Genomic DNA, 26,337 nt, shown 5'->3' on the forward strand with positions numbered 1-26,337 from the left:
GCATGACCACCGCCTTCAATCCCGCGGCCGAACAGGCGCCGACGATCCTCGATACCGGCCTGCATGCCCTGGCCTGGGCCGCCCGGCGGTTCGACCTGAGCATCAGCGCGGCGCAACTGAACCACCGCCTGGGGCGGGTCGAGGGCCTGGCCGACAGCCTCGACCTGCGGCGCTGCGCCGGCTGGATCGGCCTGCGGGCGCGGGCGGTGCAAAGCCAGGTGCAGCGCTTGCAGCACCTGCCGTTGCCGGCCCTGCTGGAAACCAGCCAGGGCTGGGCGGTGCTGGACGCGGTGGACGGCGACCAGGTGCGGCTGTTCTGGCCGTTGCAGGGGCAGTGCCAGAGCTTGTCTCGCGAGGAGTTGGCAGCGCTATGGCAGGGCCAGGTGCTGCTGCTCGCCGAGCGGCATGTCGAGCCCAAGGCGCGCGGTTTTGGCATCGGCTGGTTCCTACCGTCGATCCTCAAGCACGGGCGGCAGTTTCGCAGCGTGCTGCTGGTGTCGCTGATGCTGCAACTGGTGGCGCTGGTCACGCCGCTGCTGTTCGAGAACATCATCGACCGGGTCCTGGTCAGCCGCGGCCTGTCCAGCCTGCAGGTGCTGGGCATCGCCATGCTGGCCCTGGCGCTGTTCGAACCGCTGTTCGGCCTGCTGCGTTCCTGGCTGTTCAGCAACGTGGCGAGCCGGATCAACGCCGAGTTGTCCGCGCGCCTGTACCAGCATCTGATCCAGCTGCCGCTGGGGTATTTCCAGGGGCGGCAGACCGGCGAGATCATCGCCCGGGTCGGCGAGATGCAGCAGATCCGCCAGTTCCTCACCGGCTCGGCCCTGACCCTGGTGCTGGACCTGGCCTTCTGCGGGCTGTTCATCGCCGTGATGTATGCCTACGCACCGCTGCTGACCTGGGTGGTGGTCGGCTCCCTGGCCTTGTACTTCCTGTTCTGGCTGTGCGTGGGGCCCTTGCTGCGCAGCCGGGCCTTGCGCGAATACGAGTTGAACGCGGCCAACACCGCCTTTCTCACCGAGGCCGTGACCGGCATCGAGACCATCAAGACCGGGGCCATCGAAGGCGGCTTCCAGCAGCAGTGGCAACGCCAGCTGGCGGCCTATGTGCGCGCGGCGTTCCACACCCGCATCGTCGGCATCTGGGCCGGGCAGGGCATTGGCGTGATCCAGAAACTCACCGCGGCGCTGTTGCTGTGGTGGGGGGTGATGCTGGTGCTGGACGGCCAGTTGAGCCCCGGCCAGCTGGTGGCCTTCAACATGCTGGCCGGCCATGTGGTGGAGCCGATCCTGCGCCTGGCCCAGGTCTGGCAGGACTTCCAGCACACCCTGATTTCCCTGCGGCGCCTGGGCGACATTCTCGACACCGAGTGCGAAAGCGGCAACGGCGGCCTGGCCTCGGTGCCGGCGCTGCAGGGCGGGGTGAGTTTCCAGGGCGTGCGCTTTCGTTATGAGGAGGACGGCCAGGAGATCCTGCGCAGCCTCGACCTGGAGATCCAGCCGGGGGAGTTCGTCGGCATCACCGGGCCTTCCGGTTCCGGCAAGTCGACCCTGACGCGCCTGTTGCAGCGCCTCTATGTGCCGCAGCACGGCCGGGTGCTGGTGGACGGCATCGACCTGGCCATCGCCGACCCGGTGGCCCTGCGCCGCAACATGAGCGTGGTGCTGCAGGAAAGCGTGCTGTTCGCCGGCAGCGTGGCCGAGAACATCCGCCTGTGCCGGCCCCAGGCCAGCGATGCCGAGGTGCAGCACGCCGCCAGCCTGGCGGGGGCGGCGACCTTTATCGAGGCCCTGGCCCAGGGCTACGAGACCCAGGTCGGCGAGCGCGGCGGCCAGCTTTCCGGCGGCCAGCGCCAGCGCATCGCCCTGGCCCGGGCCCTGCTGAGCAACCCCGGGATCCTGCTCCTGGACGAAGCCACCAGCGCCCTGGACTACGAGTCGGAAGCGGCGGTGATGGCCAACCTGCAAGGCATCGCCCAGGGCCGCACGGTGATCAGCGTGGCCCACCGGCTCAATACCCTGCGCCACGCCGACCGGATCCTGGTCATCGACCAGGGCCGGGTGCTCGAACAGGGCACCCACGAACAGCTGCTCGCCCTGGACGGGCTGTATGCCCGGCAGTGGGCCTTGCAGATGAAGGATTGAACCCACTGACAGGAGTACGCACGAACCAGGCATGCCTCCCCACCCCGGATATCTACCCCGGAGATTCATCCCGGGGACTCATCCCGATAGGCAGCCTTTCGCGGCGCGAAGGGCTTCGCTCAAAACAGACAAAGGATCACTGCAATGGCTTCCATGTCCAAGGACTTCACGCGCCTGCTCAATACCCTGATCGATCAACAGGTCAAGGCGGCAGGCCGGCAAACCGAATGGTTCAACATGAGCGCCGAGGAGCGCGCCGAGTACATCGCCCAGGTCGGCGACCGCCTGCTGGAAATGCAGCAGAGCACCCTGAGCGTGCTGGCCGCCCAGCACTATCAGATGCAGGACAACCCGGTCTCGGTCGGCAACCAGTTGCAGACGCTGCAGCAACGCCGCCAGCAGATGAACGCCATCCCCGATACCCCGGCGACCAGCGCCTACAAGCTGCAACTGGACCGCGACATCCTGCTGTACAGCCGCCAGCAGACGGCAATCGGCCACTATGACAGCACCTGGAACAAGGCCCTGGGCATGCTCAGCCCCGGTGGCGCCAAGCAGCTGGAAATCAAGGGCCTGAAGGCCGATGCCCTGGCCAAGCAGGACAAGCTCAAGGGGCGGATCGAGCGCCTGGAGCAGCAGCTGACCATTCAGGTGGCCGACTCCACCTTCAGCCAGGCCTACGTGACGCTGTTCTCCGAGTTGCAGGCCTACAAGGAAGTCAGCGCCCGCTACAACACCCTGCTCAAGGCCGCGCCCGAGCAGCAAGCCGCGAGCCTCGGCGCGCTGGCCAAGGCGCCCCGGGCCTCCGACGATCTGCCGGTGAACATTTCCCTGCTGATGATGGAAGAGCGCCCCGGCTACATCCGCATGAACGTGGCGCTGGTCAATGCCAGCACCGACGGGCGCTTCAAGGACTTCTTCCTGGAGAACGGCAGGCTGGTGGTGCCCACCGACGGGGTGCTGAACTTCTCCTTCGGCACCGCGGCCCGCTCCCTGGCCTGGCAGCAACAGTACCGGCTGAAGAACGAGCCGCCGTCCTTCCGCTCGCCGACCTACGCGCCGATCCGCTCGGTGCTGGTCAAGACGTCCTTCGTCGAGCAGTACTTCGCCAATCACCTGGTGTCGGAAAGCTCCTTGCGCGAAGGCTTCAAGGCCCAGGTGCTGGGCAACGGCCACAAGCTGCTGTTGACCAGCGTCGATCGCAAGGTGCCGAACCAGGTCGGCGTCCAGGTCTCCGGCCAGTCGCCCAGCACCACCGTCACCCGCGAAGTGCCCCTGGCCGGCGCCTTGAGCGAGCTGATCAACCAGAACGCCGATATCGCCAGCTTCCAGACCATCGGCCTCGAAGGTTTTCGCCAGAACAGCTACCACCCCGACCGTGACGGGGTCTTCGTCAATATCCACGAGCTCGAACGCTCGGTGGGCTTTGCCGAGCGCCAGTACCTGCTGGAAATGCCTCAGGGCGGCGATTACCGCGCTGCGACGCCGTTTGCGCTGATGACCGTCGACGGCGACAAGGTCAGCAGCAGCCACCTGAGCAAGGCGCAGACCGACGCCCTGTACCAATACAACGCGGCGTTTTTCGACAAGCTGGAACAACTGCGCGACGGTGGCATCAAGGCCAGCCGCCTGTTCGAAGGCAGCCGCGAGCGCGCGACCTTCGTGCAGCAACTGACCCGCTTGCTCGAGCGCAACCACATCACCCCGGCCGGGGTGCTGATGCCGGAACACAGCCGCGCCAGCCTGCGCGATATCAAGGGCAACAACCTGAACAAGGTGCTGTGGGAACAGGCCTTCGCCGCGTCGGTCTGGCAGAGCCGCGACAACGACGCGCTGCTGTTCGGCCTGGCCGACAAGCTGGTACAGAACCAGGCGCTGGCCAAGGTCCTGCAAGGCGGTTATGTGCAAAGCGACATTGCCCAGGCCAAGCTGCTGCTGGCGCCGCTGTACGAGCCATGGCGGGTGCAGGCGATCGATGCGGAAAACCAACGGGTCGCGGCGGCCAACGCGGCGCAGCATCCGGATAATCCGAAAGTGCATGTGTTTGACCAGGTGGCGGTCGAGCGCTCCCTGGACAGCAAGCTGCTGACCCTGTTGTTGCGCGGCCCCGAAGGGCTGGAGCCGGCCGATGGCAAACTGCGCCCGACGGTCGAGGCGCTGCTGTCGAGCGACCAGGGCCGCAGCCTGCGCAAGCAGGCGCTGTTCCATGCCCTGCGCCCGGTGGCCGACAGCTTTTCCAAGGCTGCGGTGCCGGTCAATGCCCATGCCGCGCTGGCGCCGCAGAGTGGCGCCGACAAGGTCATGATCAACAACCGGCTGAATCAGCCCGACCCCTACCTGATCCTCAATACCCACCCGGAGCAGGCCCAGGCCGATACCTCGTTCCTGATCGCCGACGACAAGTACCGCAGCTACAGCCAGTTCCGTCCCGACCCGAGCAATGCCGCCACCCGCTACATGAACGACCTGGACACCCCATTCGTGGGCGGTATTTCCGGGACCACCCAGACCGTCAGCAATGCCTTGCCGGAGTTGTTCGGTGGCGCCCTGAGCGTCAAGCAGTACTGGCAGTTCCAGATGGCCAACGCGGCCTTCATGATCCGCAACGGCTATCACTCGTTCTTCGAGACCCTGTACGTCGCCGCCCGTTATGAGCCCCAGGGGCCGGGCAGTATCGGCCAGGACCTGCTGCAGATGTTCGACCGCTACCGTGCCGAAGGCAGCAAGGAGGCGCTGCACGGCGAGCTGTACGACGGGGTGATGGCTCGTGTGCTGCCGATCGTCAACCAAGGCGTGCCGGCGGCCGAGGAGTTCCATCCGCCGCGCTTCACCAGCGTTGGCCCGCTGCCCGCGCTGCTGGGGCAGGCGGCGAAGGACCAGCAGCTCAAGACCGGGCTGGCCCCGCTGGGAGCCGGGTTCGAACCGCGCCAGGGCAGCGCCGACATCCGGCAGTTCGCCGCCGACCCCGTGCAGTTCGCCAAGACCCACACCCTGAGCGCCGAGGCCCTGGTCAAGTCGGGACGCTTGCCGGCCCAGGGCAACGTGCAGTTGGTCAAGGTCGCGCCGAACCTGTACGAGCTCGAATACACCGAGCACAGCGCCAATGACATTGCCGGCAGCGGCGTCGACAGCGTGCCGGCGTATTTCCTCGGCTACAACGGCCCGAACCAGGCCAATGCCGCGCCGGCCTATGTGGACATTCCCAAGCACGCGGCCGCCGGCAGCTTCCTGTTCACCGGGACCTTGTCGGGCTGCTCGCTGGTGGTGACCAGCCTGGATGCCAACACCTTCCGGGTCTACCACGACGGTCGGGTCAACAGCTCGCTGCTGTACGACAACGTGGTGATGGCGGTCGACTACAAGGACTATCAGGTCGCCGGCACCGCCGAGGGCCTGGCCGCGGCCTACATGCAGTACGTCGATGGCCAGTGGCAGCTGGTGTTCCAGCGCCAGGAGTACCAGCGCGAAGGCCAGATGGTCTGGCCGAAGCTGCGCGACGGCGTCCAGCCCCTGGCGATCCAGACCGCCGACCCGCAGGTGGTGGAACGCAACCGGGCCGAGTTCGCCGCCTACCGCGAGCAGGTGCACCAGAACCTGAAGAAAGTCGCGGCCCAGTTCGGCGTGTCGGTCGAAGGCGTGGCCGACGGCGTCTACAGCGAGGGCGCCTTTTCTCCCGAGCATCCGGCGATCGCCAGTTGGAACCAGCTGCGCGAAGCGGTCCAGGCCAAGGTCAATGCCGATATCCAACAGCTGGCCGACAAGCGCTACCAACTCCAGCAAGACCGGCGCGGGGCCAGCGACAAGGGCCTGATCGACCAGCAGATCAAGCAGCTCAACCTCACCCAGGACTACTACCGGGCGCAGTACGACCCGGTGTTGCGCGAAGCCGGCTCGGTGGAAAAGACCTGGCTCTGGCAGCAGATCAAGGCCAAGGAGGGCAGCGCCGCGGTGGTGCGCACCGACGATACGGCGATCCAGGGCGCAGGCGAGGAGCGCGCCAGCAGCGTTGGCGAGCGTTATGCGATTGCCGAAGCCTATCAGCGCGGCGCGCGCGGCACGGCGTTCAGCGATGGCTTGCGCGATTTCCGTGAGATCAAGATCCCCGGGGTAGACGACAGGATGTCGGCCCTGGAGATGAAGCGGCTGTTTCTCGAGGGTACGCTCAGCCCTCGTGAGCGGGGTGCCCTGAGCGGGCGCATCACGGAAACCGCCCAGGCCGAGTACATCGACAAGGTGCTGCGCCAGACCGCGGTGTTCAGTGAAGACTTCCACAAGGCCGGCAGTGTCTTCGGCCAGCTGGCGCCGCAGGATTTCTACCTGTCGCTGGTGGGCGACCGTTCCGGCGGCCGTTGCTACCCCCTGGTCCGGGCGATGGCCGTGGCCCTGGCCAGTGGCGGCGAGGCGGGCGTCAACAGCCTGGTGCAGAAGCTGTTCCTGGCCTCCGCCGACCCTCAGGCGGGCAGCTCGACGCTGCTCAAGAACAGCCTGATCCGCCTGCATTCCAATGTCGAAGCGGTCCAGGCTTCCAGGGAGCTGGGGCAGGTCAAGTTGTCCGAGGTGGTCTCGCGGCTGGCCGCCAGCACCGGCACCTCGATGTTTGCCCTCAACACCCAGAACCACTCGATGATGGTGGGCAGCACACAGACCGCCGAGGGCCGTCGCTACTACTTCTATGACCCGAACGTGGGGATCTTCGCCTTCGACTCCACCAAGGGCTTGGCCAAGGCCATGCAACAGCACCTGGTGACGCGCAACCTGGCCGCGCACTATGGCTCGTTCGGCACCAAGTCGCTGCCGGCCTTCAACCTGATCGAGATCGACACCGGCAAGATGGCCGAGGTGCCGGTGGGCAACGGGTTGAATGTGGCCGATCTGTCGCGTCCCGAGGAACTGGCCGGAGTCATCGGCCAGCGCCGCCAGGTGGAGCAGGCGGTGGACGCCCAGCAGCGCGTCAGCGAAGACCTGCGCCTGGGGGCGGCCTTGACCACCTTCGACGCCGAGCAGTGGGGCGCGCGTTTCGAAGTCGCCAGCACCCGGCTGGCCCGGGAACACCAGTTGGGCAGCCAATGGCTACCGATCATTGCCAACATCGAGGAGCAGAAGGAGGGCGGCTATCGGGTCCAGTTCATCAACCGTGACCAACCCGAGCAGACCCGCTGGCTGGCCACCGACGATGGCACCTTTGTCGAGTTCCGGCGTTTCGTCGATGAACACATGCGGGTGTTCAACGAGCACTTCACCCTGGAGCATGGCCAGATACGGCCCCGTGCCGGCGTTAGCGAAGCATCGCCGGTGGACGGCCTGAACGCTGGCTTTGCGGTACAGACGCTGATCCAGTGGTTTGCCGACAAGAACCGCAAGGACACGGCCCAGGGCACGGTCTCGCCGGACCTGGCCACCGCGCTGAAGATCCACAGCTACCTGGGCCTGGCGCAGATTGGCCATGGCACTTTGCAGGATGTGGTCAAGGTCACCGAACTGGTGCAGACCGCGTTGCGCGGCGAAGCCATGGCTGCCGAGACCTCGCTCAAGGACTTTGCCTCGACCCTGGGCCACACCGTCAACGAAGGCGCGGGCGTGCTGTTTGGCGGGGCCATGGTCGGCCTGGATGCCTATGAGCTGGCCCATGCCGAGAACGATGTGCAGAAGGCAGTGTTCGGCACCCAGCTGGCGTTCGATTCGGCCAGCTTCGTCACCGGCGCGGCCGGGGTCGGCGCCGGGCTGCTCGGTGCCTCGACGGCGGCCGCGGTGCTCGGCGGCGCGGGGGTGATCCTCGGCGGCCTGGCGGTGGGCTTCACCGCGCTGGCCCAGGCCTTTGGCGCGGTGGCCGAAGACGCCAAGGCGGTCGGACGCTATTTCGATACGGTCGACAAGGCCTACAAAGGCAACGGCTACCGCTACGACGCGGACAAGAAAGTGCTGGTGCCGCTGGCCGGCGCGGTGGTCAAGCGCCTGGACCTGCGCAACAACCAGATCGGTTTCGACAGCCAGTACATTTACCGCACCCACCACGGCTCCACCGGTTCCGGGGCGATCAACTACTTCTTCTGGGCCGGGGATTTCCCGCGGATGATCCACGACCGTGGCCAGGCGATCGAGGTGCGCAGCGGCATCGGCTACAAGGACGCCACGCGCACGCTCGAGCATGGCGACAGCACGGCGGTGATCCTGCCGGGCACGCCCAAGTCCTACATCAGCTACGAGTACATGATCCTGCCTGGGTCCACCACCCGGCATGACACCGGTTTCGACGTGATCCGCAGGCTCGAGGAAGACCGGCGCTTCGACTACGACTTCTACATCTTCCCGAGCGAGGAGACGATCCGGCGGATTCGCCAGGAGTATGTCGACACCCCGATCGAGGTGCTGCTCGATTCGCGCGACCGGCAACTGGTGATACCCGAACTGCCCAAGGAGCTGTACGGCTATCTGAACTACCAGATCAAGGGCGCGGGCGGGCGCTATCTGGTCGGCCTCAATGAAGGCACCCGGGTCGATCTGTCCAGCGAGGCAGGCACGCCGTCGCGCTGGATCATCGACAGCAGCCAGCTGGCGAGCGAGAGCATCAGCGTGTCGAAGGGCCAGTTGGTGGTCGGCGGCGTGGTGGTCAAGCTCGACCCGGCGAGCAACGGCCAGGTGCTGGTGGTCAACGCCAAGGGCGAGGTGCGCGAAGTCGATTTCGCCGGCATGAGCGCCCGGGTGGTGGAGGAAGACGCGAGCAAATGGCAGCTGCCTGGCCAGCGTATCGAACAGCACCTGAGCGAGCTGGCCAAGGCCCATCAGCTGCACGGTCAGTATGTGGTCGTCGATAACTACAGCCACGAGGGGCGCAATGTCGGCCGGGCGTTCTACGACGTCGCCAAGGACCGCATGCTGTTCACCGACACCCAGGTGGAACAGGCCAGGAATGCCCAGTTGGGGGCGGTCATCGGCGAGCATGCCTACTTCGTCGACGCCGAGAACGCCGCGGCATGGCGGGTCGAGATCGCCACCGGCAAGGTCGACGCGCAGTTCGCCCCGTCGTTCAACCAGAGCGCGGGCCGGATCAGCCGGTTCTGGCAAGAGGGCGATGCGGTCTACCTGGCCCGTCGTTATCAGCTCAAGGAGCGCGAGGCCGAGCTGAACTTCCGCATCATCGGTGACCGGATGGAGCTGGTCGGGGTGGTCGGCGATGACGCATTGCTGCAACTGTCGGCACGCACCGACCAGCATGGCGATGCGCTCAAGGCCCTGCTCCAGGGCTACCAGAGCCAGGCCACGCAGCGCGCCACCCCGGTGTACAGCCTGGGCGCGCCGATGATGGAGCCGAGCGCCGCGGCGCTGGTGACGGTGTTTGGTCTGGATAACGCCAAAGTGGCGCACCGCTACTGGGTGCGCACCAGCGACGGCACGGTGATCAAGCCGAACCTGGCACCCCCGGCGGGCCAGCAGCCGCCGCTGGATGCCCAGGGCAAACCCCAGAGCGCCTGGCCGATTCCGGCGGACCTGGTGTTCGCCGGCAGCATGCCGCAGCCCGCCGGCCAGGAAGTGTTTTTCTTCTACAGCCAGAAGGAGAAGGTGCTGTTCCGCCAGGAAGGGCCGGGGCAGAAAGTCCTCGACGGTAGCCAGCCGAGCGCCTTGCGCCTGGCCACGCCGACCCTGGCCAATGTGCTCGAACTCAACGGCCATCTGGTGGCCGTGACCGAGGACGGGCGTGTCGCGCGGATCGAGGCGACCGGGCGCCTGAGCTATGAAGCGGTCAACGAGCATTGGCTCAAGAAACACGGCACCTGGTGGAAGGACCTGGCCAGTGTCAACGGCAGCAACGCCACCCTGGCGGTATTCGGGGCCAAGGCCGCCGATGGCAAGAGTGCGCTGCCGGTGTGGTACCACAACGGCCAGGTGATCGTGGCGGCGTCCTCGTTGCAAGGCAAGCCGCTGCAATTTCTCGGCTTCGACAGCGCCAGCTCCAGCGCGCGGCTGTTCGAGCCCGAGAGCGGCAAGCTCTACCTCCAGGCACCGATGACGTCCGAGGCGCTGGCGACCGCGTTCGGCGGCGACGAGGTGCTTGAGGCCTCGGCGCAATTGCCCGCCGCCACGCTGCTGATGCCCCAGGTGCAGCTGCGCTCGGCGGTCCAGGTGGATGCCGGGTTGCGGTTGACGACGGTGCAGGGCGAAATCCTGCTGCGCACCAACAGCGGCGATGTGCAGCTGGTGGCGGTCGACAAGGGCTGGCAGCAGCAACACCTGGGTAATCTGCCCCAGGCGCTGGCCAAAGTGACAGGGCAGTGGGGAGCCAAAGGCGTGTTGACCTTGCAAGGCGCCGACAGCCAGGGCTGGTTCGATGTCGCCAGCGGGCAGATGTTCGCCAGCACCGGCATTCCCGCCGCGAGCGACCTGCGCTTTATCGGGGTGGCCGCCGAATCGCAGCGCTCGGCCTACGTCTACAGCCCGACGGAGCAGGCGCTGTACAAGGTCAAGCAGGGAACTGCGCAGAAGCTCGGGCACTACGGCAACGTCGAGCGTATCGGCTCCTCTCTGCTGCTGCAGGGTGGGGGTGTCGGCGGTCGTCAGGACGAACTGGCGCCGCCGTTGATCGCCGGGGTCGACAGCGTTGTGCTGCATGGCGGCGGTGCCAACGACACCTACCGCTTCAGCCCGGCGATGTGGGCGCACTACCGCACGGTGGTGATCGACAACGATGACCCGGGCCAGGCCCTCGACCGCCTGATCCTGCCGGTGGCCGATGGCAAGAACATCCTCGTCAGCCGTCAGGGCGAGAACGTGCTGCTGACCGACGCCGGCACCGGCACGGCCCTGGTGCTGCGCCAGGTGTTGGGTAGCCAGGCCGCGGCGCATCGGCATCTGCAGATCGAGCTGCAAGGCGACTCATCGGTGATCAGTGTCGATCATCTGGTGAAGGGCTTTGCCCAGGCGGGCTCGACCAGGGATGCTTTGTTCGAGCTGTCCTCGCGCGAGCGCCAGAGCGTGCCGACGGCGAACGACATCGCCTCGGTGACGCAGGCCGAGGGGCCCAGCCTGGCCAAGTTGAGCGGGGCCATGGCGGCCTTCGCCGACACCGGCGGCGCTCGTGAACAGGTGCCGCAAAACCGTCAGGCCGCCCAGGCGGTGCTGGTGCCTTCACTGACCTGACCACGCAGGAGCAAGCACAGGAGGGGCGCAAAGCCTCTCCTGTCTCCGGCCGAATCACTTCTTTATGTAGAACAGCAAACCATGATCAAATCCATGATTTCGCGGCAGCGAGCCCTTGCCGGCTGGTTGCTTGTCCCTCTGTTGCTTGCCGCATTGCCGGCCGCCTCCCTGGCGCAGGCGGCCGAATACCCGCGCCAGGCCATGCCCAGCGACCTCTGGCGGGTGTACCTGGATGCCCAGCAGAACAACAGCGAGCTGGCGGCGGCCCGTGCCGACCAGGCCGCGCGGGCCGAGGCGGTGCCCCAGGCCCGCGCCGGGCTGCTGCCCACGCTGTCGGCCAGTGCCGAGCTGAATGGCACCAGCACTTCCCTGCAACAGCCAAAGCAGGACACCCGGCGCAGTGGCACCAGCTACCAGGCGGTGCTGAACCAGCCGATCTTCCGCGCCGATCGCTGGTTCAGCCTCAAGGCCGCCGAAGCCGAGGACCAGCAGGCCCAGCTGGAGCTGGCGGCGGCCGAGCAGAAGCTGATGCTCGACAGCGCCCAGGCCTATTTCGGCCTGCTCAAGGCCCAGGACGCCCTGGCGGCGGCCAAGGCTGAAGAAGCCGCGCTCAAGCGCCAGCTGGAACTGGCCGAGAAGGGCTTGCAGCTGGGCCTGTCGGACCGTACCGATGTGCTCCAGGCCGAGGCCGGGCATGACACCGCGCGGGCCAACCGGATCGTCGCGCAGAAGCGCACCGACGATGCCTTCGAGGCCCTGGACACCCTGACGCACCAGCAATACGCCGCGATCCAGGGCGTGCGGCATGACATGCCGATAGTGTTGCCGGAACCCAACGATGCCCGGCGCTGGGTCGACACCGCGGTGCGGCAGAACCTGACCCTGCTGGCCAGCCAGCAAGCCCTGGACGCGACGCAGCAGACCCTCAGTGCGCGCAAGGCCGGGCACGCGCCGACCCTGGACGCGGTGCTGCGTTACCAGACCGGCGACAACGACAACCTGGGGTACGGCAACAGCGATATCCGCGGCAGCGGCTACGGCGGTAATGTCGAGCAGCGCTCCATCGGCCTGCAGTTGAACATTCCGCTGTTCAGCGGTGGCCAGACCTCTTCCCAGGTGCGCGAGGCCCACCAGCGGATGAATCAGCGCGAATACCTCAACGACAACCTGCGGCGCCAGGTGGTGGAGCAGACCCGCAACCTGCATCGCGGCCTTAACAGCGGGGTCGACCAGGTCAAGGCGCGGCGCCAGTCGATCATTTCCAACCAGGGCGCGGTGCTGGCCTCGCAGTTGGGCTTCCAGGTCGGCACCCGCAATATCGTCGATGTGCTGGAGGCCCAGCGCCAGCTCTACAACGCGGTGCGCCAGTACAACGACAGCCGCTATGACTACATTCTCGACACCCTGCGGCTCAAGCAGTCGGTGGGAACCTTGTCGCCCCAGGACCTCAAGGCGCTTTGTGATTACCTCAAGGCCGACTACGATCCCGACCGCGATTTCCTGCCGCCGGAGTTTCCACGCCGGCTGGCGGCGCGTTGAGGCTGTTTGTCAGGGCAGCAGGTACGGATTCATCAGGTAAAGGGGCGAGGTGTTGCACAGGTTAACGAACTTCTTCGACAGCCACAGACGGTGTTGTTACGCCCTGGGCGTGGTGATCGCGGTCGGTGCCGCGGTGGCGCTGGGCAACTACTACCGCCTGCAGGTCGAGGACGTCTACCAGGCCAGTATCGAGATGCAGACCCAGGAGTACGCGGCGGATCTGCAGCAGTGGAAGTCCGACGGTTTTGCCATTGGCGCGCTGTCGATCCTGGGGCGCCACAACCCCTCGCTGAAACGGGTGATCCTGGAGCGCGAGCCCTCCGCGCAATTGATGGAGCAGGCGGCGATCCCGTTGAAGACGCTGTCGATGGTGGTGGGCGCCAATCATGCCTTTGTCCTCAATCGCGACGGGGTGGTGGTGGCGGCCCATGATCACCAGGGCCAGGCGCCGCTGGGGCTGAACGTGGCCTTCCGGCCCTACTTCAAGGTGGCGCTCAACGGCGGCAGCAGTGTCTATGGCGCGATCAGCGTCACCACCGGCACCCGCATGTTCTACATGGCGGTCCCGGTCTACGAGTCGCGCACGCGCCAGGACAAGGTGATCGGGGTACTGGTGGCGCGTTTCGACGGCAAGATGCTCGATACCAACCTGAACAAACAGTATGGCGACGACCTGAAAATGATCCTGTCGCCCAGCGGCGTGGTGCTGGCCGCCAGCACCCCGGAGTTGCTGCTCAAGGCCGACCGCGCCTGGTCGCTGCGCGACTTCAGCGGCGGGATCCGCCGCCAGTTCGGCGACTACCCGTTCGCCCACGGCGTTCCCGAACGCTTGCCCTTCGATGCCCATCAGCCGCAGGTCAAGCTGGACGGCCGGCGCTACAGCCTGTCCCGGGCCGACTTCGACTGGAACGACCCCAGCGGTCCCTGGAGCCTGGTCACCCTGGGCGACCTGGATGCGGTGCTGCCGGCCGAGCAGGTGCTGCTGATCAAGGGCCTGAGCGCCGTGGTGTTCCTGCTGTTGCTGTGGGGCGGCCTGCGGCGCCTGGCCGATGCCCGGCGGCACAAGGCCGACGTGGCGCGGATCGAGCAAAGCGAGCGACGCCTGGACATGGCCCTGCAAAGCGGGGCGCTGGGCTTGTGGGACTGGAACGTCAGCCTGGGGATCGTCATCAACAACGATGTCTGGCTGCGGATCCTCGGCTACAGCAAGGAGGAACTGGACCAGACCTTTGGCAATGGCCTGGACCGCTGGGCCTGCCTGGTCCATCCGCAGGACCACGAGCCGGTCATGGCCAGGCTCAGGGCGCACCTGGACAACGAGGTCGAGGAGTACCGCGCCGAGTACCGAATGCGCAGCAAAAGCGGGCGCTGGTTGTGGGTGCTGGACATCGGCCGGGTCATGCAGCGCGATGCCCAGGGCGCGCCGACGCGGGTCACCGGCGTGCTGCAGGACATCACGCAGGCGGTCGAGGTGCAGCAATCGATCGTCGACAGCCAGACCAAGCTGCAGTCGATGATCGCCAACATTCCCGGGGTGGTGTTTCGCAGCCTGCCGGACGGCGCGCGGACCATGGTCTTCGTCAGCGATGCCATCGAGGGCCTGAGCGGTTTTCCGGCGGCGCATTTCCTCGCCGGGCACAGCTATCGCGACCGGGTCCACCCCGACGACCTGGAGATTTTCGCAGGCTGCCTGAGCAGCGCCAGCTACATGCTCGAATACCGGATCATCACCGCCACTCAGGAGGTGCGCTGGGTCTACGACAAGGGCCAGACCATTGTCGTGGACGGGGTGCCGCAGTACCTGGACGGGGTGATCTTCGACATCAGCGAGCGCAAGGCGGTGGAAGCGCAGATCCAGCAATCGCGGCGCGACGCCGAGCTGGCGACCCAGGCCAAGTCGGAATTTCTCGACAGCATGTCCCATGAGATCCGCACGCCGCTGAACGCGATCATCGGCATGGCCCACCTGGTGCAGGACATGCCCCTGGAACAGGCGCAGCGCGACTACATCGAGAAGATCGACCGTGCGGCGAGGAACCTGGTGGGTACGATCAATGGCGTGCTCGACCTGTCGAAGATCGAAGCCGGCAAGCTGAGCATGGAGCAGGTCTGCTTCGACCTGCGGGAGCTGGTGGACGATGTGTTGCTGCTGGTGCGCCAGCGCGCGGAAGAACAGGCGTTGCAGCTGCGCCTGGACATTCCCGCCATGTTGCCGCGCAGCTATGTCGGCGATCCGCTGCGCCTGGCTCAGGTGCTGACCAACCTGGTGGACAACTCGATCAAGTTCACCGAGGCCGGCCACGTGTGCATCGGCGTGTGCCTGGTGCGCCAGTGGAACGACAAGGCGCTGCTGTGCTTCAGCGTCACCGACACCGGGGTGGGCATCAGCGAGGAGCAGCAGGCGCGGCTGTTCAATGCCTTTGTCCAGGCCGACCTGTCCATCAGCCGGCGTTACGGCGGCAGCGGCCTGGGGCTGACCATCTCGAAGAAAATCGTGCAGATGATGCAGGGCGACATCTGGGTGCACAGCAAGCCGGGGCAGGGCGCGGTGTTCAAGTTCACCGTGCAGTTGAGCCTGCCGCAGCGACGGCCACAGGAGTTTCCGACGCTGAGTTGCAGCGCGCCGGCCACGCCATCGGTGGCCGGCGCGGCGGGGTTGTGCACGGTCAACGACTACGCACGGTTGCTGGCGGGGACGCGGGTGCTGGTGGTCGAGGACAACCGGCTGAACCAGGATGTGTTGCAGGGCCTGTTGCAGCGCGCCGGGGTCCAGGTGGTGCTGGCCGCCAACGGCGCCGAGGCCTTGCAGCGGTTGCTCGGGGACGGTCGTTTCGACGGTGTGCTGATGGATTGCCAGATGCCGGTCATGGACGGCTACGGCACCACGCGCAAGATCCGCGGTTACCCGCACCTGCGCTCGCTGCCGATCATCGCGGTGACCGCCAGCAGCCAGGCCGATGTCCAGGGCCGGGTGCTGGCCGCCGGCATGAGCGACCTGATCAGCAAGCCGCTGGAAGTCACGGCGTTCTATCGGACTTTGGTGCGCTGGATCAAGCACCTGGAACTGCCCGCGGGGGCGATCGCGGCAAGCCTGCCCAACGGCGTTTCAGCACCGGCCTACCCGGGCATCGACTCGGCGCTCGGGCTGGCGGTGGTGAACCAGGACCTGGCGCTGCACCACAAACTGCTGGCGGACTTTCGCGATGAGCAGCAAGGGCTCATCGAGCGCCTGTGGCAGGCCCATGCCGCCGAGGACCTGCAGGCCATCGGCTTCCTGGCCCACAGCCTGCAGGGAGCGGCCGGCAACATCGGCGCCACGGCGGTCAGGCAGGCGGCCCGGCAACTGGAGGAGCAGTGCGCCGGGCAGGCTGATCTTGCGCCCTTGATCCGCCAGCTGGCGCAGTGCCTGGAGCCGCTGCTGGCCGGCCTGGTGTGTTTGCCTGCGGCGGGTGCCGGGCCCCTGGGCCGGGAGAGCGAGGCGCTGGGCAGTGAGCAGGTACTGAAGCTGGAGCGGCTGGCCAAGCTGCTGCGCAACCACAATGCGCAGGCCCTGGCGCTGGTCGATGAGCTGTGCGAGCAAAGCCGTTGCAGCGGTCTGCGGGCCATTCAGGAGCGGATCTACCGGCTGGAGTTCCAGCAGGCCTATGAGCTGCTGGTCGACTTGCGCGCGGCCCAGGGTTAGCGCGTCGCCCGGGTCAGCTCGAGGTAGCGCGCCATGCGGTCCGTGCAGTGCTCCACCAGGCACTGGTGCAAGGCCCGCAGCGACTCGGTGATTTGCGAACGGTGCGATACCACCAGGCTCAGCGGCGCGGCGTCGGCCTGCCAGCCGGGGAGCAGGGGCAGCAGGCGCCCGGCGAGCAGGTCTTCGACCACGTTCAACAGCGGCAGATAGACCACGCCATGGCCGGCCAGCGCCCAGCGCCGCGCGGCATCGCCATCGTCGCAGCAGAAGTGCCCCTGCACCCGCACATCCTCGATCTGGCCCGGCGCATGGAAACGCCAGCGACTCTCCGGCCGACCAATGCTGTGGCAGATGATGCATTCGTGTTCGCTCAGCTGTTCCGGCGATTCGGGCGTGCCATGTTCGGCCAGGTAGCCGGGCGCGGCGCAGGCGATGAAGTGGTGCTGCTTGAGCACCGGCAGCTCCACCAGGTCCAGCGCCAGGCTTTTGCCATAGCGCAGCGCCGCGTCGAAGCGGCCCTTGAGCAGGTCCTCTTCCTTGTCGCTCAGGGCCAGCTTGATGTACAGGCGCGGCCGTTCCTGCTTGAGCCGGGTGAGCAGGTCCAGCAGCAGGTTGCGGCCCAGGTCGGAAGACACCGTGAGCTCCAGCATGCCGTCGTCGTGGGTCAATGAGCGTTTGCCGTTGGCCAGGATCTTCAGGGCGTGCTGCGCGCTTTCCAGGTAACGCACGCCCTCGGGGGTGAGTTTCATGGTGCGGGTGGAGCGGGTGAACAGGCGCACGCCGAGACGGTTTTCCAGGCGCTTGAGCGCCAGGCTGGCGGCGGCCGGGGTGATCGACATGATGCGCGCCGCGGGCGACAGGCCCTGCAGCTCGGCAATCAGCACGAACAGTTCCAGGTCAGCGAGGTTAGGCATGGGCAAGGCTCACTGTCCGTTCAAAGGCCGAAAAAGCTCTGTGACGAACTCAGCAAGGCCGCCGAGAGCGACGCCGGGCCGCAGGCGATGCATTGCTCGAACCCCGGCTGTTGATACATCCGCGCCATGGCCTGGGCATGCCGGCCGGCAAGGTCGTCGCCGGGTTGCAGCAGGCTCAGGTGGTAGTTCAGCGCCAGGGCGAACAGACGGGCCGAGAACGGCAGATCGAGGCTTGCCGGGCTGCGGTCGCCCTGGAGCAGCGCCTCGGCATGGGTGATTTTCCAGGCGAGGTTGAGGATGCGGTCTTCCGGGTCGGCGTGGGCGAGAATCTCCTCGATCAGCACCCGGCTGTGGGCCAGGGCCTGGCCGATGCCGCTGCCGGGCTGGTTGAGGCCCATCAGGGCCAGGCAGGCGGCGCTGCGAAACGCCGCGGGGTCGCTCTGGGTCACGCCGCTGTCGAGCAGGATCGACAGGGTATCGAGCAGCGCCTCGAGGCGGATCTGCGGGTTGCCGGCCAGCTGCAAGGCCAGGGCGCCGATGAAGCCGTCGCGCATGTCGCTGCCGGCCGAGGGTTCGGCCGCCGGTTGCGGGCTGTGCAGGGGCTTGTCGCGGTAGCCCAGTTGCGTCGCCACCCGGGCCAGCACCACCGGTGGCGAGATCGGCTTGGCGATGTAGTCGGCGGCGCCGAGCAGCAGGCCCAGGCGTTCGTCTTCGACACTGCTGCGCGAGGTCAGGAAAATCACCGGGATGGCGGCGGTCGCCGGGTGGCGCTTGAGTTCGCTGAGCACCTGGAAACCGTCCATCTCGGGCATCAGGATGTCGAGGATGATCAGGTCCGGGCTGGCGCTGCGGGCCAGGGCCAGGCCGCGCTCGCTGTTCTTCGCCAGCAGCACTTCATATTCGGTGGTCAGGGTTTTCGAGAGCACGATCAACGACTGCGGGTCGTCGTCGATCGCCAGGAGGGTATAGGGCTTGGGGGCGTGCTCTGCGGGCATGACGGGGGCGCCTGATCAAGAGAGGGCGGCAGTTTATCTTATTTGCCCGGCGGGTCGCGCCGGTGCGTTGCCGCAGCCGTCACGGGTGAAAGGTGTAACGATCCTTGCCCGTGTGCTTGGACTGGTACAGCGCCTTGTCCGCCTTGACCAGCGCCTGGTTCAGGCTGTCGCTGTCCTCGACCCGGGCCAGGCCGATGCTGATGGTCACCGGGTGGCGGGCCGGCGCTTGGCGCACCACCTGGCACAGGCGTTCGGCCAGTTGCTCCACGTCGCTGCGGCGCACGCCGCACAGGTAGATGGCGAACTCCTCGCCGCCCAGGCGCGCGTAGTCGAAACCGGCCATGACCGTGCTGATGTCCGCGGCCACCTGCTTGAGCACTTCGTCGCCGCTGTCGTGGCCGTACAGGTCGTTGATTTTCTTGAAATTGTCGACGTCGATCATCGCCAGGTAGTGGTCATGCTCCCGGGGTTGCGCCGCCAGTTGTTCGCTGGCGCGGGCCATGAACGAGCGGCGGTTGGGGATGCCGGTCAGGGTGTCGTTGTAGGCCTGTTCCAGCAACAGCTTGGACATGATGTAGGTGTGCAGCTTGGCCTGGCGTAGCTTGATGAAGCTGTAGAGGGTCAGGGCGGTGAGAAACAGGGCGTAGATCAACAGCATGGCGCCCTTGAGTTCCAGCACCGAGGTCTGGGTCATGATGAACGGGTCGAGCACCACCCAGGTCAGCACGACGGTGGCGAAGAACGACCAGCGGCGCAGGGGCAGCACCGAGGCACTGTAGAGCATGCTCGAGGCGCCGATGATCAGCCAGTCGGGGCGCAGCTCCAGCGGCATGCCTTCGATCACCAGGCGGATGCCCGCGCCGATGATCAGCACGAAGACCAGGTTGAGCCACTGGAAGTGCCGGACCTTTTTGGTGAAGGCCAGCACGATCGCGTTGATCGCGAGCGCGGCCAGGAACGCCATCGAGTACAGGGTGAAGCCCTGCTTGCCGGGGAAGCTGACGATCAGGTTGAACAGCAGCCAGATGCTGATGCTGGCGACGTAGATCAGCAGGCAGAAACCGTGCAGCCGCTCGAAGTCGTACTGGGCGAACTCGGCCTTGAGGGCCGGCGGCGTGGCCTGTTTCAGCACTTGCGCTTCAATGGTCTTGAGCATTGCGGGCCTTGGGCGTGAACGGGTGGGCGGGGGCGACAAGCCTCCTGGCGAGCGCGGACTGCGCAGGGTCCCGAGGCTGAATGAAAGCAGTGGGCGTAGGACTTGTCCAATTGCGGCGGGCGCCGCTGTGGGCATCCTTCAAGGTCGTGGTGCGGCTTGTTTCAAGGTGACGTGGTGTTGGCGATCAGGTTGCGAGCTTGAGGGCGGTCGGAGTGCGCAAGCGTGGGGAGCATGCCGGCCGGCATGCGCAGCGGCGGAGGCCTCGACGAGGCCTCCGCGCCTGGGCTTCAGCCTGGCTGACGCTGTTTCAGCGCCGCATCCTGGGCATTGAAGGTACGCGCCGCGGTGGCCACTTCCTTGCGCACGATGGTCTTGCCGATCGGCGCCAGGGCGATGCCCGCCAGCTTCAGGTGCTGGATGCCGAAAGGAATGCCGATAATGGTGATAAAGCACAGCAGCGCCGACATCACATGCCCCAGCGCCAGCCAGATACCGCCGAACACGAACCAGAGCACGTTGCCGATCACCCCCAGGCCGCTGGTGCCGATATCGTCCTTGTTGTTCAGCTCGCGCCGGCTGATCGCCTCCTTGCCGAACGGAAAGAACGAGAAGGTGCCGATGACGAAACAGGCCCGGCCCCAGGGAATGCCGACGATGCTGATAAAGGCCAGGATGCCCCACAGCCACCAGCACAGGCCCATGAAAATGCCGCCGAGGATAAACCAGAGAAAATTGCCGATGGCGCTCATGTGAAGCTTCCTTGTTTGAACCGTGAAGGGTATCGAGCAGGCCCCGTTCGAGGCCCGTGCAGGTATAGACGCTTATTCCTTGCGCCGAGTCAGACCGGAGACGATCGCCACCAGCAACAGGCTGATGCCCCAGCCGATGAGGGTTTCGAGCCAGATCAGCAGACGGATGCCGTGGCCCCATTCGAGATTCTTGAGTTCATCCCAATAGCCGGGGAAGGGCGTCGGGGTGATCGGACCCCAGTCCTTTTCCTGCTGCAGATCGACCAGCGACAGCAGGATGTCCAGCGAATACGCGCCGGGGCTGAAGCCGGTGTATTCGCCGCGCAGGGCCTTGCAGGTGTACCAGTTGCCTACGGTGGAAGGCAGATCCTGCTTAGGGTGTTGCTCTTTCCAGGCATCGCCATATTCAGGGGTACAACTGGCGTAGGCCTCGTTCTGGAATACCAGTGGGTTGCTGGGGGCGAAGACCTTGTGTTCGATGGCGGCGTACCAGTAGACGCTGGTGCACACCAGCCAGGTGCCGAAGAACCAGGAGAGCAGGCGCATGGGGCGGTAGCCGAAACCGGTGAAAAGGCCGTAGAGCGAATGCAGGCCCAAGGCTGGCAGGCGGTACAGCCACCTCAGGCCGCGAGGAATGCCTGCGGGTGCCTGGCCGATCAGGCCGACTTTGCGCAAGCGTTTTTCGAACGCGATACCTACCTCGCGAGCTTCCTCCGCATGGCCCATTTCCTCGAGGACGTGCTGAAGGTGACGCCAGGGTTGCGGGCGGAATTTGCTGGCCGAACCTTTGAGCCCGTCAGCCCCGGTATTTGCAGGTATCTGCCGATCGAGCCAGTCAATGCGTTCCTGGGCTCTCAAGGGAGCCTCGGTTGTCAGGAAGTCGTAAGTGAACCCATTGAGGCCAATTTCCTTGCCCCAAGTGCTCGCGTCATCGTGCAGGGTGCCCACGTGGGAGCTGCTGAGGGTCGCGTTATCAAGAGGGAGGGCCAGATTTGTCATGATCAGGACACCCTCGACATGGGCACTTTGAGCGATTAGTGTTTTGCCGTTCTCGTCTTTGTCCTTTCTTTCAAAACGAGCCTCTTTGAGGCTGAGTTGCCCCCGGATACGGGCGCCTGAAAGTCTAACGGGCCCCTGAGAGTGAAACCCAGTGGTGAGAAAGACATTCCCTTGGACAGTGATGCCGTCGGCGCTCAGTGCCGACGCATCCGTCGCCTTGAAACTACAGTCCCGGCAATTGAGCTGTCCTTTGATTACCGCTCCGTTCAGGCAGACCTCGCCGAGCGCGATGAACTTTTCTTCGAAATGGACACTGTGAGCGACCAGACCGTCGGCGACCAAGGCATAGCCACCCTGGCCATTCAGACTAGTGCCGCGCAACAGCAAGGCCGCACCAATCTTGGATTTCTGCAGGCTCATGCTTTCCCTGGACTTTAGATGGTCCAGGCACATCGCTCCTGAAACCGTCATCAGATTGGCTTTGAGACTTTTACAGTGGCTGTAGGCAAGATTGATGGTGCCTCTTACCGATGCGCCTCTCAGGCTCAGATTCTGCAGGTCGCAATGGGTTAGCGTGATGCTCGCGTTTATCTGGGTTTCTCTGAGCTCCAGATCGCCTTCGATAAACGCTCCCTTCAACATCACCCCGAGTTCATGAACGGGGTTCAGATCGTCACCACCCAGAATCAGGAAGCGCAGGAAGCCTGCTCGAACGGTATTGCTTGGTGTGGCATCTGTGGGGCGCTGCGTCGAAATTTCGGTCATCCCTCCCAACGCTGCGTGCTTGAGAAGAAGCTGTTCAGCAGGCTTTAAAGGCAAAAAATCCGCTAACGAACGCCCATGAGGAACGGCCATTGATTTACTCCTTCACGCTGCTGAAAAAAGCGGTTGCAGGTGTCTTTAACGACCCTGAGAACAAGGGGCTGATGCTGTAACCAGCAAGGCGGGACAACGCACAAAGCGCGAGCAAGAAACGCATGAAAACTTCCATGTAAGATCGCCGACCGGCAAAAAAAGTGGCGCTATGCTATCGGCTTGCCGCCCCTGACAAAAGCACAAACCCTGGCTTTTCCCAGGAGTAACCGCTTGATGCTTCTACAGATTGGCCGCTGCCGGTCGACACAGCGCAATGCAGGTAGATGAACCTGCGGCAGATGCCCGGCTTCAAGGTGGGCGACAAGGGGCTGGCGCGGGGCAACGTGCTGGTGGGATACGCGCCGTGGAAAGGCGGTCCGAAGCACAACTGACCGCCGTCACAGGGGGCTGTAGGGGGAGCCACTCTCGCGATCCGCGAAGTTGAGGCGGTCAGGCGCAGCGCGTTTTCGTTGACGATTTATCGCGAGCAAGCTCGCTCCTACAGGGGGGGCTGTTGTTCATCAGGCTCTCAGGGATCGACCTGCGCCATCAGTTCCGGGATCGACTCAGGGCGTTTGGCGTAACGCTGGGCCAGCACCGCACAGACCATCAACTGGATCTGGTGGAACAGCATCAGCGGCAGGATCAGCACGCCCATGGTGCTGCCGGCGAACAGCACCTGGGCCATGGGCACGCCGGTGGCCAGGCTTTTCTTCGAACCGCAGAACAGGATGGTGATGCGGTCTTCCTGGTTGAAGCCAAAGAGCTTGCTCAACAGGCTGGAGGCCAGCAGCGCCAGCGCCAGCAGCACGCCGCAGGCCAGCACCAGGCCGGCCAGGTTCCACAACGGGATCTGGTGCCAGATACCTTCGTTCACCGCCTCGCTGAAGGCGCCGTAGACCACCAGCAGGATCGAACCCTGGTCGACGAATTTCAGCCAGTTCTTGTTGCGGCCCACCCAGGCGCCGATCCAGCGGCGGGCGATCTGCCCGGCGATGAAGGGCAGCAGCAACTGCACGCTGATCTTGATGATGGCATCCAGGGTCGAGCCGGCATCGCCGTGCACATTCAGCAGCAGGGTCACCAGCAACGGCGTGAGGAAAATCCCGAACAGGCTGGACGCCGCGGCGCTGCAGATCGCCGCCGGCACGTTGCCCCGCGCCAGGGAGGTGAAGGCAATCGCCGACTGCACGGTGGCGGGCAGGGCGCAGAGGTAGAGCATGCCCAGGTACAGCTCGTTGCCGATCAGCGGCGACAGCAGCGGCTTGAGCGCCAGCCCGAGGATCGGGAACAGCACGAAGGTCAGGCTGAAGATCAGCAGGTGCAGGCGCCAGTGGCCGGCCCCGGCAATGATTGCCTCGCGCGACAGCTTGGCGCCGTGGAGGAAGAACAGCAGGGCGATGGCGGCGTTGGTCAGCCAGCCGAAGCCTAGCGCCACCTGGCCGCTGGCCGGCAGGAAGCTGGCCAGCAGCACCACGCCGATCAGGGTCAGGGTGAAATTGTCGGGCAAAAGACGTGAGCGACTCATAACGGGATCATCCAGGGGTTGCCAGGGCGGTGGGCCGACTCTAACGTGATGACGGACTGCCGACTAACGCCAATGAGCCAGTAAATGCCGCCTAAAGGACATGAAAAGATCGTCCGCCGCAGTATTCCCGGTCTGCCGAGCCTGCCGCGGCCGGTGTACGGCCGCACCGAATCCCTGCCCAATCGGGCGCTGACCCGGCGCCACAGCCACCCCTGGGTGCAATTGTCCTACGCCATCCAGGGCGTGCTGGAAGTGCAGACCAGCGCCGGGCGTTTTATCGCCCCGCCGCAACGGGCGGTGTGGATTCCGGCCGGCATGCCGCACAAGGTGTTCAGCTCGCCGCGCACCGAAATGCGCAGCCTCTACCTGGATTGCCGTGTCACCGCCTGGGCCGGCGCGACCTGCCAGGTGCTGGCGGTGAGCAGCCTGCTGCGCGAATTGATCCGCGCCTTCAGCGAGCTGCCGGTGGAATACGCCGAAGACGGCGCCGACGGCCGCCTGGCCCAGGTCCTGCTGGACCAGCTGGCCGCCGCGCCGCAACTGGACCTGATGCTGCCGCTGCCCCAGGACCCTCGCCTGCGGCAGATCTACCGCAGCCTGCAAGCGCACCCGGACCAGCCGACCACCCTGGGGCAGTGGGGCGAAAAGCTGGGCGTGACGGAGAAAACCCTCAGCCGCTTGTTCCTGCAGGACACCGGCCTGACCTTCCGCGCCTGGCGCCAACGGCTGCGCCTGCTGGGCGCGCTGACACCGCTGGAGCAAGGCGAGCGGGTAACGGACGTGGCGCTGGCCTGCGGCTACGACTCGACCTCGGCCTTTATCGCGGCGTTCCGCCAGCAGTTCGATGCCACGCCTGGGGAGTTTTTCCGCCAGGCCTGATCGCTACCTGTAGGAGCGAGGCTTACCCGCGATAACGTCAGTGGCCGCCCCCTCAACCCTGGACCTTGTACCCGTCATCCAGCGCGAACGGCCACCGCGTCATGCAAAAAACTAAGCCGGCGTCAGCCGTTCAATCCTGGCCGGCGCAGCCACAACCAGCGGCGCAAAGCTATGGGGCTGGGCCATGTTCCACATGCGTGCATAGAACTCCGAACTGATCGGCCGCTGCAGCAGTTCGCCGGGTTCGAGGAACACATGGATCTGCGAGAACAGCCGCACCTCGGTGGTGGTCATGCGCCGTACCAGGTGCTTGGCCTGCAATTGCGCGGGGTGGTCGAGGCCGGCGGCGCTGAGCATTTCGCCGAGGGCGACCAGGGTGTTGCGGTGGAAGTTGTGCACCCGCTCGGCCTTGTCCGTGACCTGCAACGCCTTCTGGCGCAGCGGGTCCTGGGTGGCGACGCCGGTGGGGCATTTGTTGGTGTGGCAGCTTTGCGACTGGATGTAGCCGATGGCGAACATGAAACCGCGCGCGGCGTTGACCCAGTCGGCGCCGATGGTCAGCACGCTGGCGATGTCGAAGGCGCTGATCACCTTGCCGCTGGCGCCGAGCTTGATCTGCGAGCGCAGGCCGGCGCCGACCAGGGTGTTATGGACGAACAGCAGGCCTTCGCGCATGGGCATGCCGATGTTATCGGTGAACTCCCGGGGCGCGGCGCCGGTGCCGCCTTCCTTGCCGTCGACCACGATGAAGTCCGGCTGGATGCCGGTCTCGAGCATGGCCTTGACGATGGCCATGAACTCCCAGGGATGACCCACGCAGAACTTGAAACCCACCGGCTTGCCACCGGACAGGTTGCGCAACTTGACGATGAATTCCAGCAACTGGATGGGCGTGCTGAACTCCGAATGCCGCGCCGGCGACACGCAGTCATGGCTCATCTGCACGCCACGGGTCTGGGCGATTTCGGCGGTGACCTTGTGCTTGGGCAGGATGCCGCCATGGCCGGGTTTGGCGCCCTGGCTGAGCTTGATCTCGATCATCTTCACCTGTGGATGGCTGGCCTGCTCGGAGAAGCGCTGGGCATCGAAACGGCCGTCCAGGGTGCGGCAACCGAAGTAGCCGCTGCCGATTTCCCAGATCAGGTCGCCGGCGAACTCCTGGTGATAGGGGCTGATGCTGCCTTCCCCGGTGTCATGGGCGAAGCCGCCGAGCCGGGCGCCTTTGTTCAGGGCGCGGATGGCGTTGGCGCTCAGCGCGCCAAAGCTCATGGCCGAGATGTTGAACACCGAGGCGCTGTAGGGCTGCAGGCAGTCCGGCCCACCGACCACCACGCGGAACTGGCTGGGGTCGCAGGCATCGCCCGGGACCATGGAATGGCTGATGAATTCGAAGCCGGGCTGATAGACGTCGGCCAGGGTGCCAAAGGCTTTTTCCGCGGGCTGGTTCTTGGCGCGGGCGTAGACCATCGAACGTTGCGAGCGGGAGAAGGGCAGCTTCTCATCGTCGCCTTCCAGCAGGTACTGGCGGATCTCCGGGCGAATCGACTCGATCAGGTAGCGGATATTGCCGATGATCGGGTAGTTGCGGCGCACCGCATGGTGGCTCTGCAGCAGGTCATTGACGCCGACCAGGCTGAGCACCCCGGCCAGGATAATCAGCCCCTGGCCCCAGAGGCTGGCGGGCCAGAACAGCAGGCCGAACAAGGTCAGGGCAAGGCAGAGGGTCAGGGTCGCGTAGCGACTCAACAGCGATATTTTCATGATC

General features: G+C 65.6%; 12 protein-coding genes. 5 read left to right on the forward strand and 7 right to left on the reverse strand.

Features of this window, described 5'->3' with window-relative positions:
• Positions 1-2: 2 nt before the first annotated feature.
• From NRG23_RS32145 to NRG23_RS32160, 4 genes are all read left to right on the forward strand, one after another.
• Positions 3-2,144 (forward strand): type I secretion system permease/ATPase, encoded by a 2,142-nt coding sequence (locus NRG23_RS32145; RefSeq protein WP_124314055.1) that lies wholly within the window; start codon positions 3-5, stop codon positions 2,142-2,144.
• A 144-nt stretch (positions 2,145-2,288) separates the two neighbouring features.
• Complete coding sequence (locus tag NRG23_RS32150; protein ID WP_257373387.1) at positions 2,289-11,276, forward strand: TcdA/TcdB pore-forming domain-containing protein; 8,988 nt, start codon at positions 2,289-2,291, stop codon at positions 11,274-11,276.
• 81 nt (positions 11,277-11,357) lie between these two features.
• Entirely contained in the window at positions 11,358-12,815 is a 1,458-nt protein-coding gene (locus tag NRG23_RS32155) for a TolC family outer membrane protein (RefSeq protein WP_306674799.1), read from the forward strand.
• Between the two features lie 112 nt (positions 12,816-12,927).
• On the forward strand, positions 12,928-16,497 hold the full coding sequence (locus NRG23_RS32160) for a PAS domain-containing protein (RefSeq protein WP_257375111.1): 3,570 nt from the start codon (positions 12,928-12,930) through the stop codon (positions 16,495-16,497).
• Here NRG23_RS32160 and NRG23_RS32165 read toward each other — a convergent pair.
• The 6 genes from NRG23_RS32165 to NRG23_RS32190 all read right to left on the reverse strand — a co-directional run bounded on the left by NRG23_RS32165 (position 16,494) and on the right by NRG23_RS32190 (position 23,693).
• On the reverse strand, positions 16,494-17,411 hold the full coding sequence (locus tag NRG23_RS32165; protein ID WP_009049645.1) for a LysR family transcriptional regulator: 918 nt from the start codon (positions 17,409-17,411) through the stop codon (positions 16,494-16,496). The genes NRG23_RS32160 and NRG23_RS32165 overlap by 4 nt on opposite strands.
• Before the next feature lie 20 nt (positions 17,412-17,431).
• Positions 17,432-18,406, reverse strand: a complete 975-nt coding sequence (locus tag NRG23_RS32170; protein ID WP_016705324.1) for a two-component system response regulator — start codon at positions 18,404-18,406, stop codon at positions 17,432-17,434.
• Positions 18,407-18,485: 79 nt separating this feature from the next.
• A complete protein-coding gene (locus NRG23_RS32175; protein WP_016705323.1) occupies positions 18,486-19,562 on the reverse strand; it encodes a GGDEF domain-containing protein in 1,077 nt (358 codons plus the stop codon).
• A 287-nt stretch (positions 19,563-19,849) separates the two neighbouring features.
• A complete protein-coding gene (locus NRG23_RS32180; protein WP_257373388.1) occupies positions 19,850-20,311 on the reverse strand; it encodes a YccF domain-containing protein in 462 nt (153 codons plus the stop codon).
• 72 nt (positions 20,312-20,383) lie between these two features.
• A complete protein-coding gene (locus NRG23_RS32185) occupies positions 20,384-22,165 on the reverse strand; it encodes a hypothetical protein (protein WP_257373389.1) in 1,782 nt (593 codons plus the stop codon).
• 529 nt (positions 22,166-22,694) lie between these two features.
• Complete coding sequence (locus NRG23_RS32190) at positions 22,695-23,693, reverse strand: bile acid:sodium symporter family protein (RefSeq protein WP_198919079.1); 999 nt, start codon at positions 23,691-23,693, stop codon at positions 22,695-22,697.
• A gap of 84 nt (positions 23,694-23,777) precedes the next feature.
• On the opposite strand from NRG23_RS32190, the gene NRG23_RS32195 reads away from it, so the two are divergent.
• Entirely contained in the window at positions 23,778-24,572 is a 795-nt protein-coding gene (locus NRG23_RS32195) for a helix-turn-helix transcriptional regulator (RefSeq protein ID WP_257373390.1), read from the forward strand.
• A 111-nt stretch (positions 24,573-24,683) separates the two neighbouring features.
• Here the strand turns inward: NRG23_RS32195 and NRG23_RS32200 are convergent, their stop codons facing one another.
• Positions 24,684-26,333 carry an FMN-binding glutamate synthase family protein gene (locus tag NRG23_RS32200; RefSeq protein ID WP_257373391.1) on the reverse strand — a complete coding sequence of 550 codons (1,650 nt, stop codon included), beginning with the start codon at positions 26,331-26,333 and terminating at the stop codon, positions 24,684-24,686.
• Positions 26,334-26,337 lie beyond the last annotated feature (4 nt).

The sequence above is a fragment of the Pseudomonas sp. T8 genome (assembly GCF_024610635.1).
In the GTDB taxonomy this organism is placed as follows: domain Bacteria; phylum Pseudomonadota; class Gammaproteobacteria; order Pseudomonadales; family Pseudomonadaceae; genus Aquipseudomonas; species Aquipseudomonas chlororaphis_I.

Excerpts from the sequence above, each read along its gene's own strand:
- NRG23_RS32195 (WP_257373390.1), top strand. The coding sequence starts at position 23,778 with ATGCCGCCTAAAGGACATGAAAAGATCGTCCGCCGCAGTATTCCCGGT.
- NRG23_RS32150 (WP_257373387.1), top strand. The coding sequence starts at position 2,289 with ATGGCTTCCATGTCCAAGGACTTCACGCGCCTGCTCAATACCCTGATC.
- NRG23_RS32175 (WP_016705323.1), bottom strand. The coding sequence starts at position 19,562 with ATGCTCAAGACCATTGAAGCGCAAGTGCTGAAACAGGCCACGCCGCCG.
- NRG23_RS32180 (WP_257373388.1), bottom strand. The coding sequence starts at position 20,311 with ATGAGCGCCATCGGCAATTTTCTCTGGTTTATCCTCGGCGGCATTTTC.
- NRG23_RS32165 (WP_009049645.1), bottom strand. The coding sequence starts at position 17,411 with ATGCCTAACCTCGCTGACCTGGAACTGTTCGTGCTGATTGCCGAGCTG.
- NRG23_RS32200 (WP_257373391.1), bottom strand. The coding sequence starts at position 26,333 with ATGAAAATATCGCTGTTGAGTCGCTACGCGACCCTGACCCTCTGCCTT.
- NRG23_RS32155 (WP_306674799.1), top strand. The coding sequence starts at position 11,358 with ATGATCAAATCCATGATTTCGCGGCAGCGAGCCCTTGCCGGCTGGTTG.
- NRG23_RS32170 (WP_016705324.1), bottom strand. The coding sequence starts at position 18,406 with ATGCCCGCAGAGCACGCCCCCAAGCCCTATACCCTCCTGGCGATCGAC.
- NRG23_RS32185 (WP_257373389.1), bottom strand. The coding sequence starts at position 22,165 with ATGGCCGTTCCTCATGGGCGTTCGTTAGCGGATTTTTTGCCTTTAAAG.
- NRG23_RS32145 (WP_124314055.1), top strand. The coding sequence starts at position 3 with ATGACCACCGCCTTCAATCCCGCGGCCGAACAGGCGCCGACGATCCTC.
- NRG23_RS32190 (WP_198919079.1), bottom strand. The coding sequence starts at position 23,693 with ATGAGTCGCTCACGTCTTTTGCCCGACAATTTCACCCTGACCCTGATC.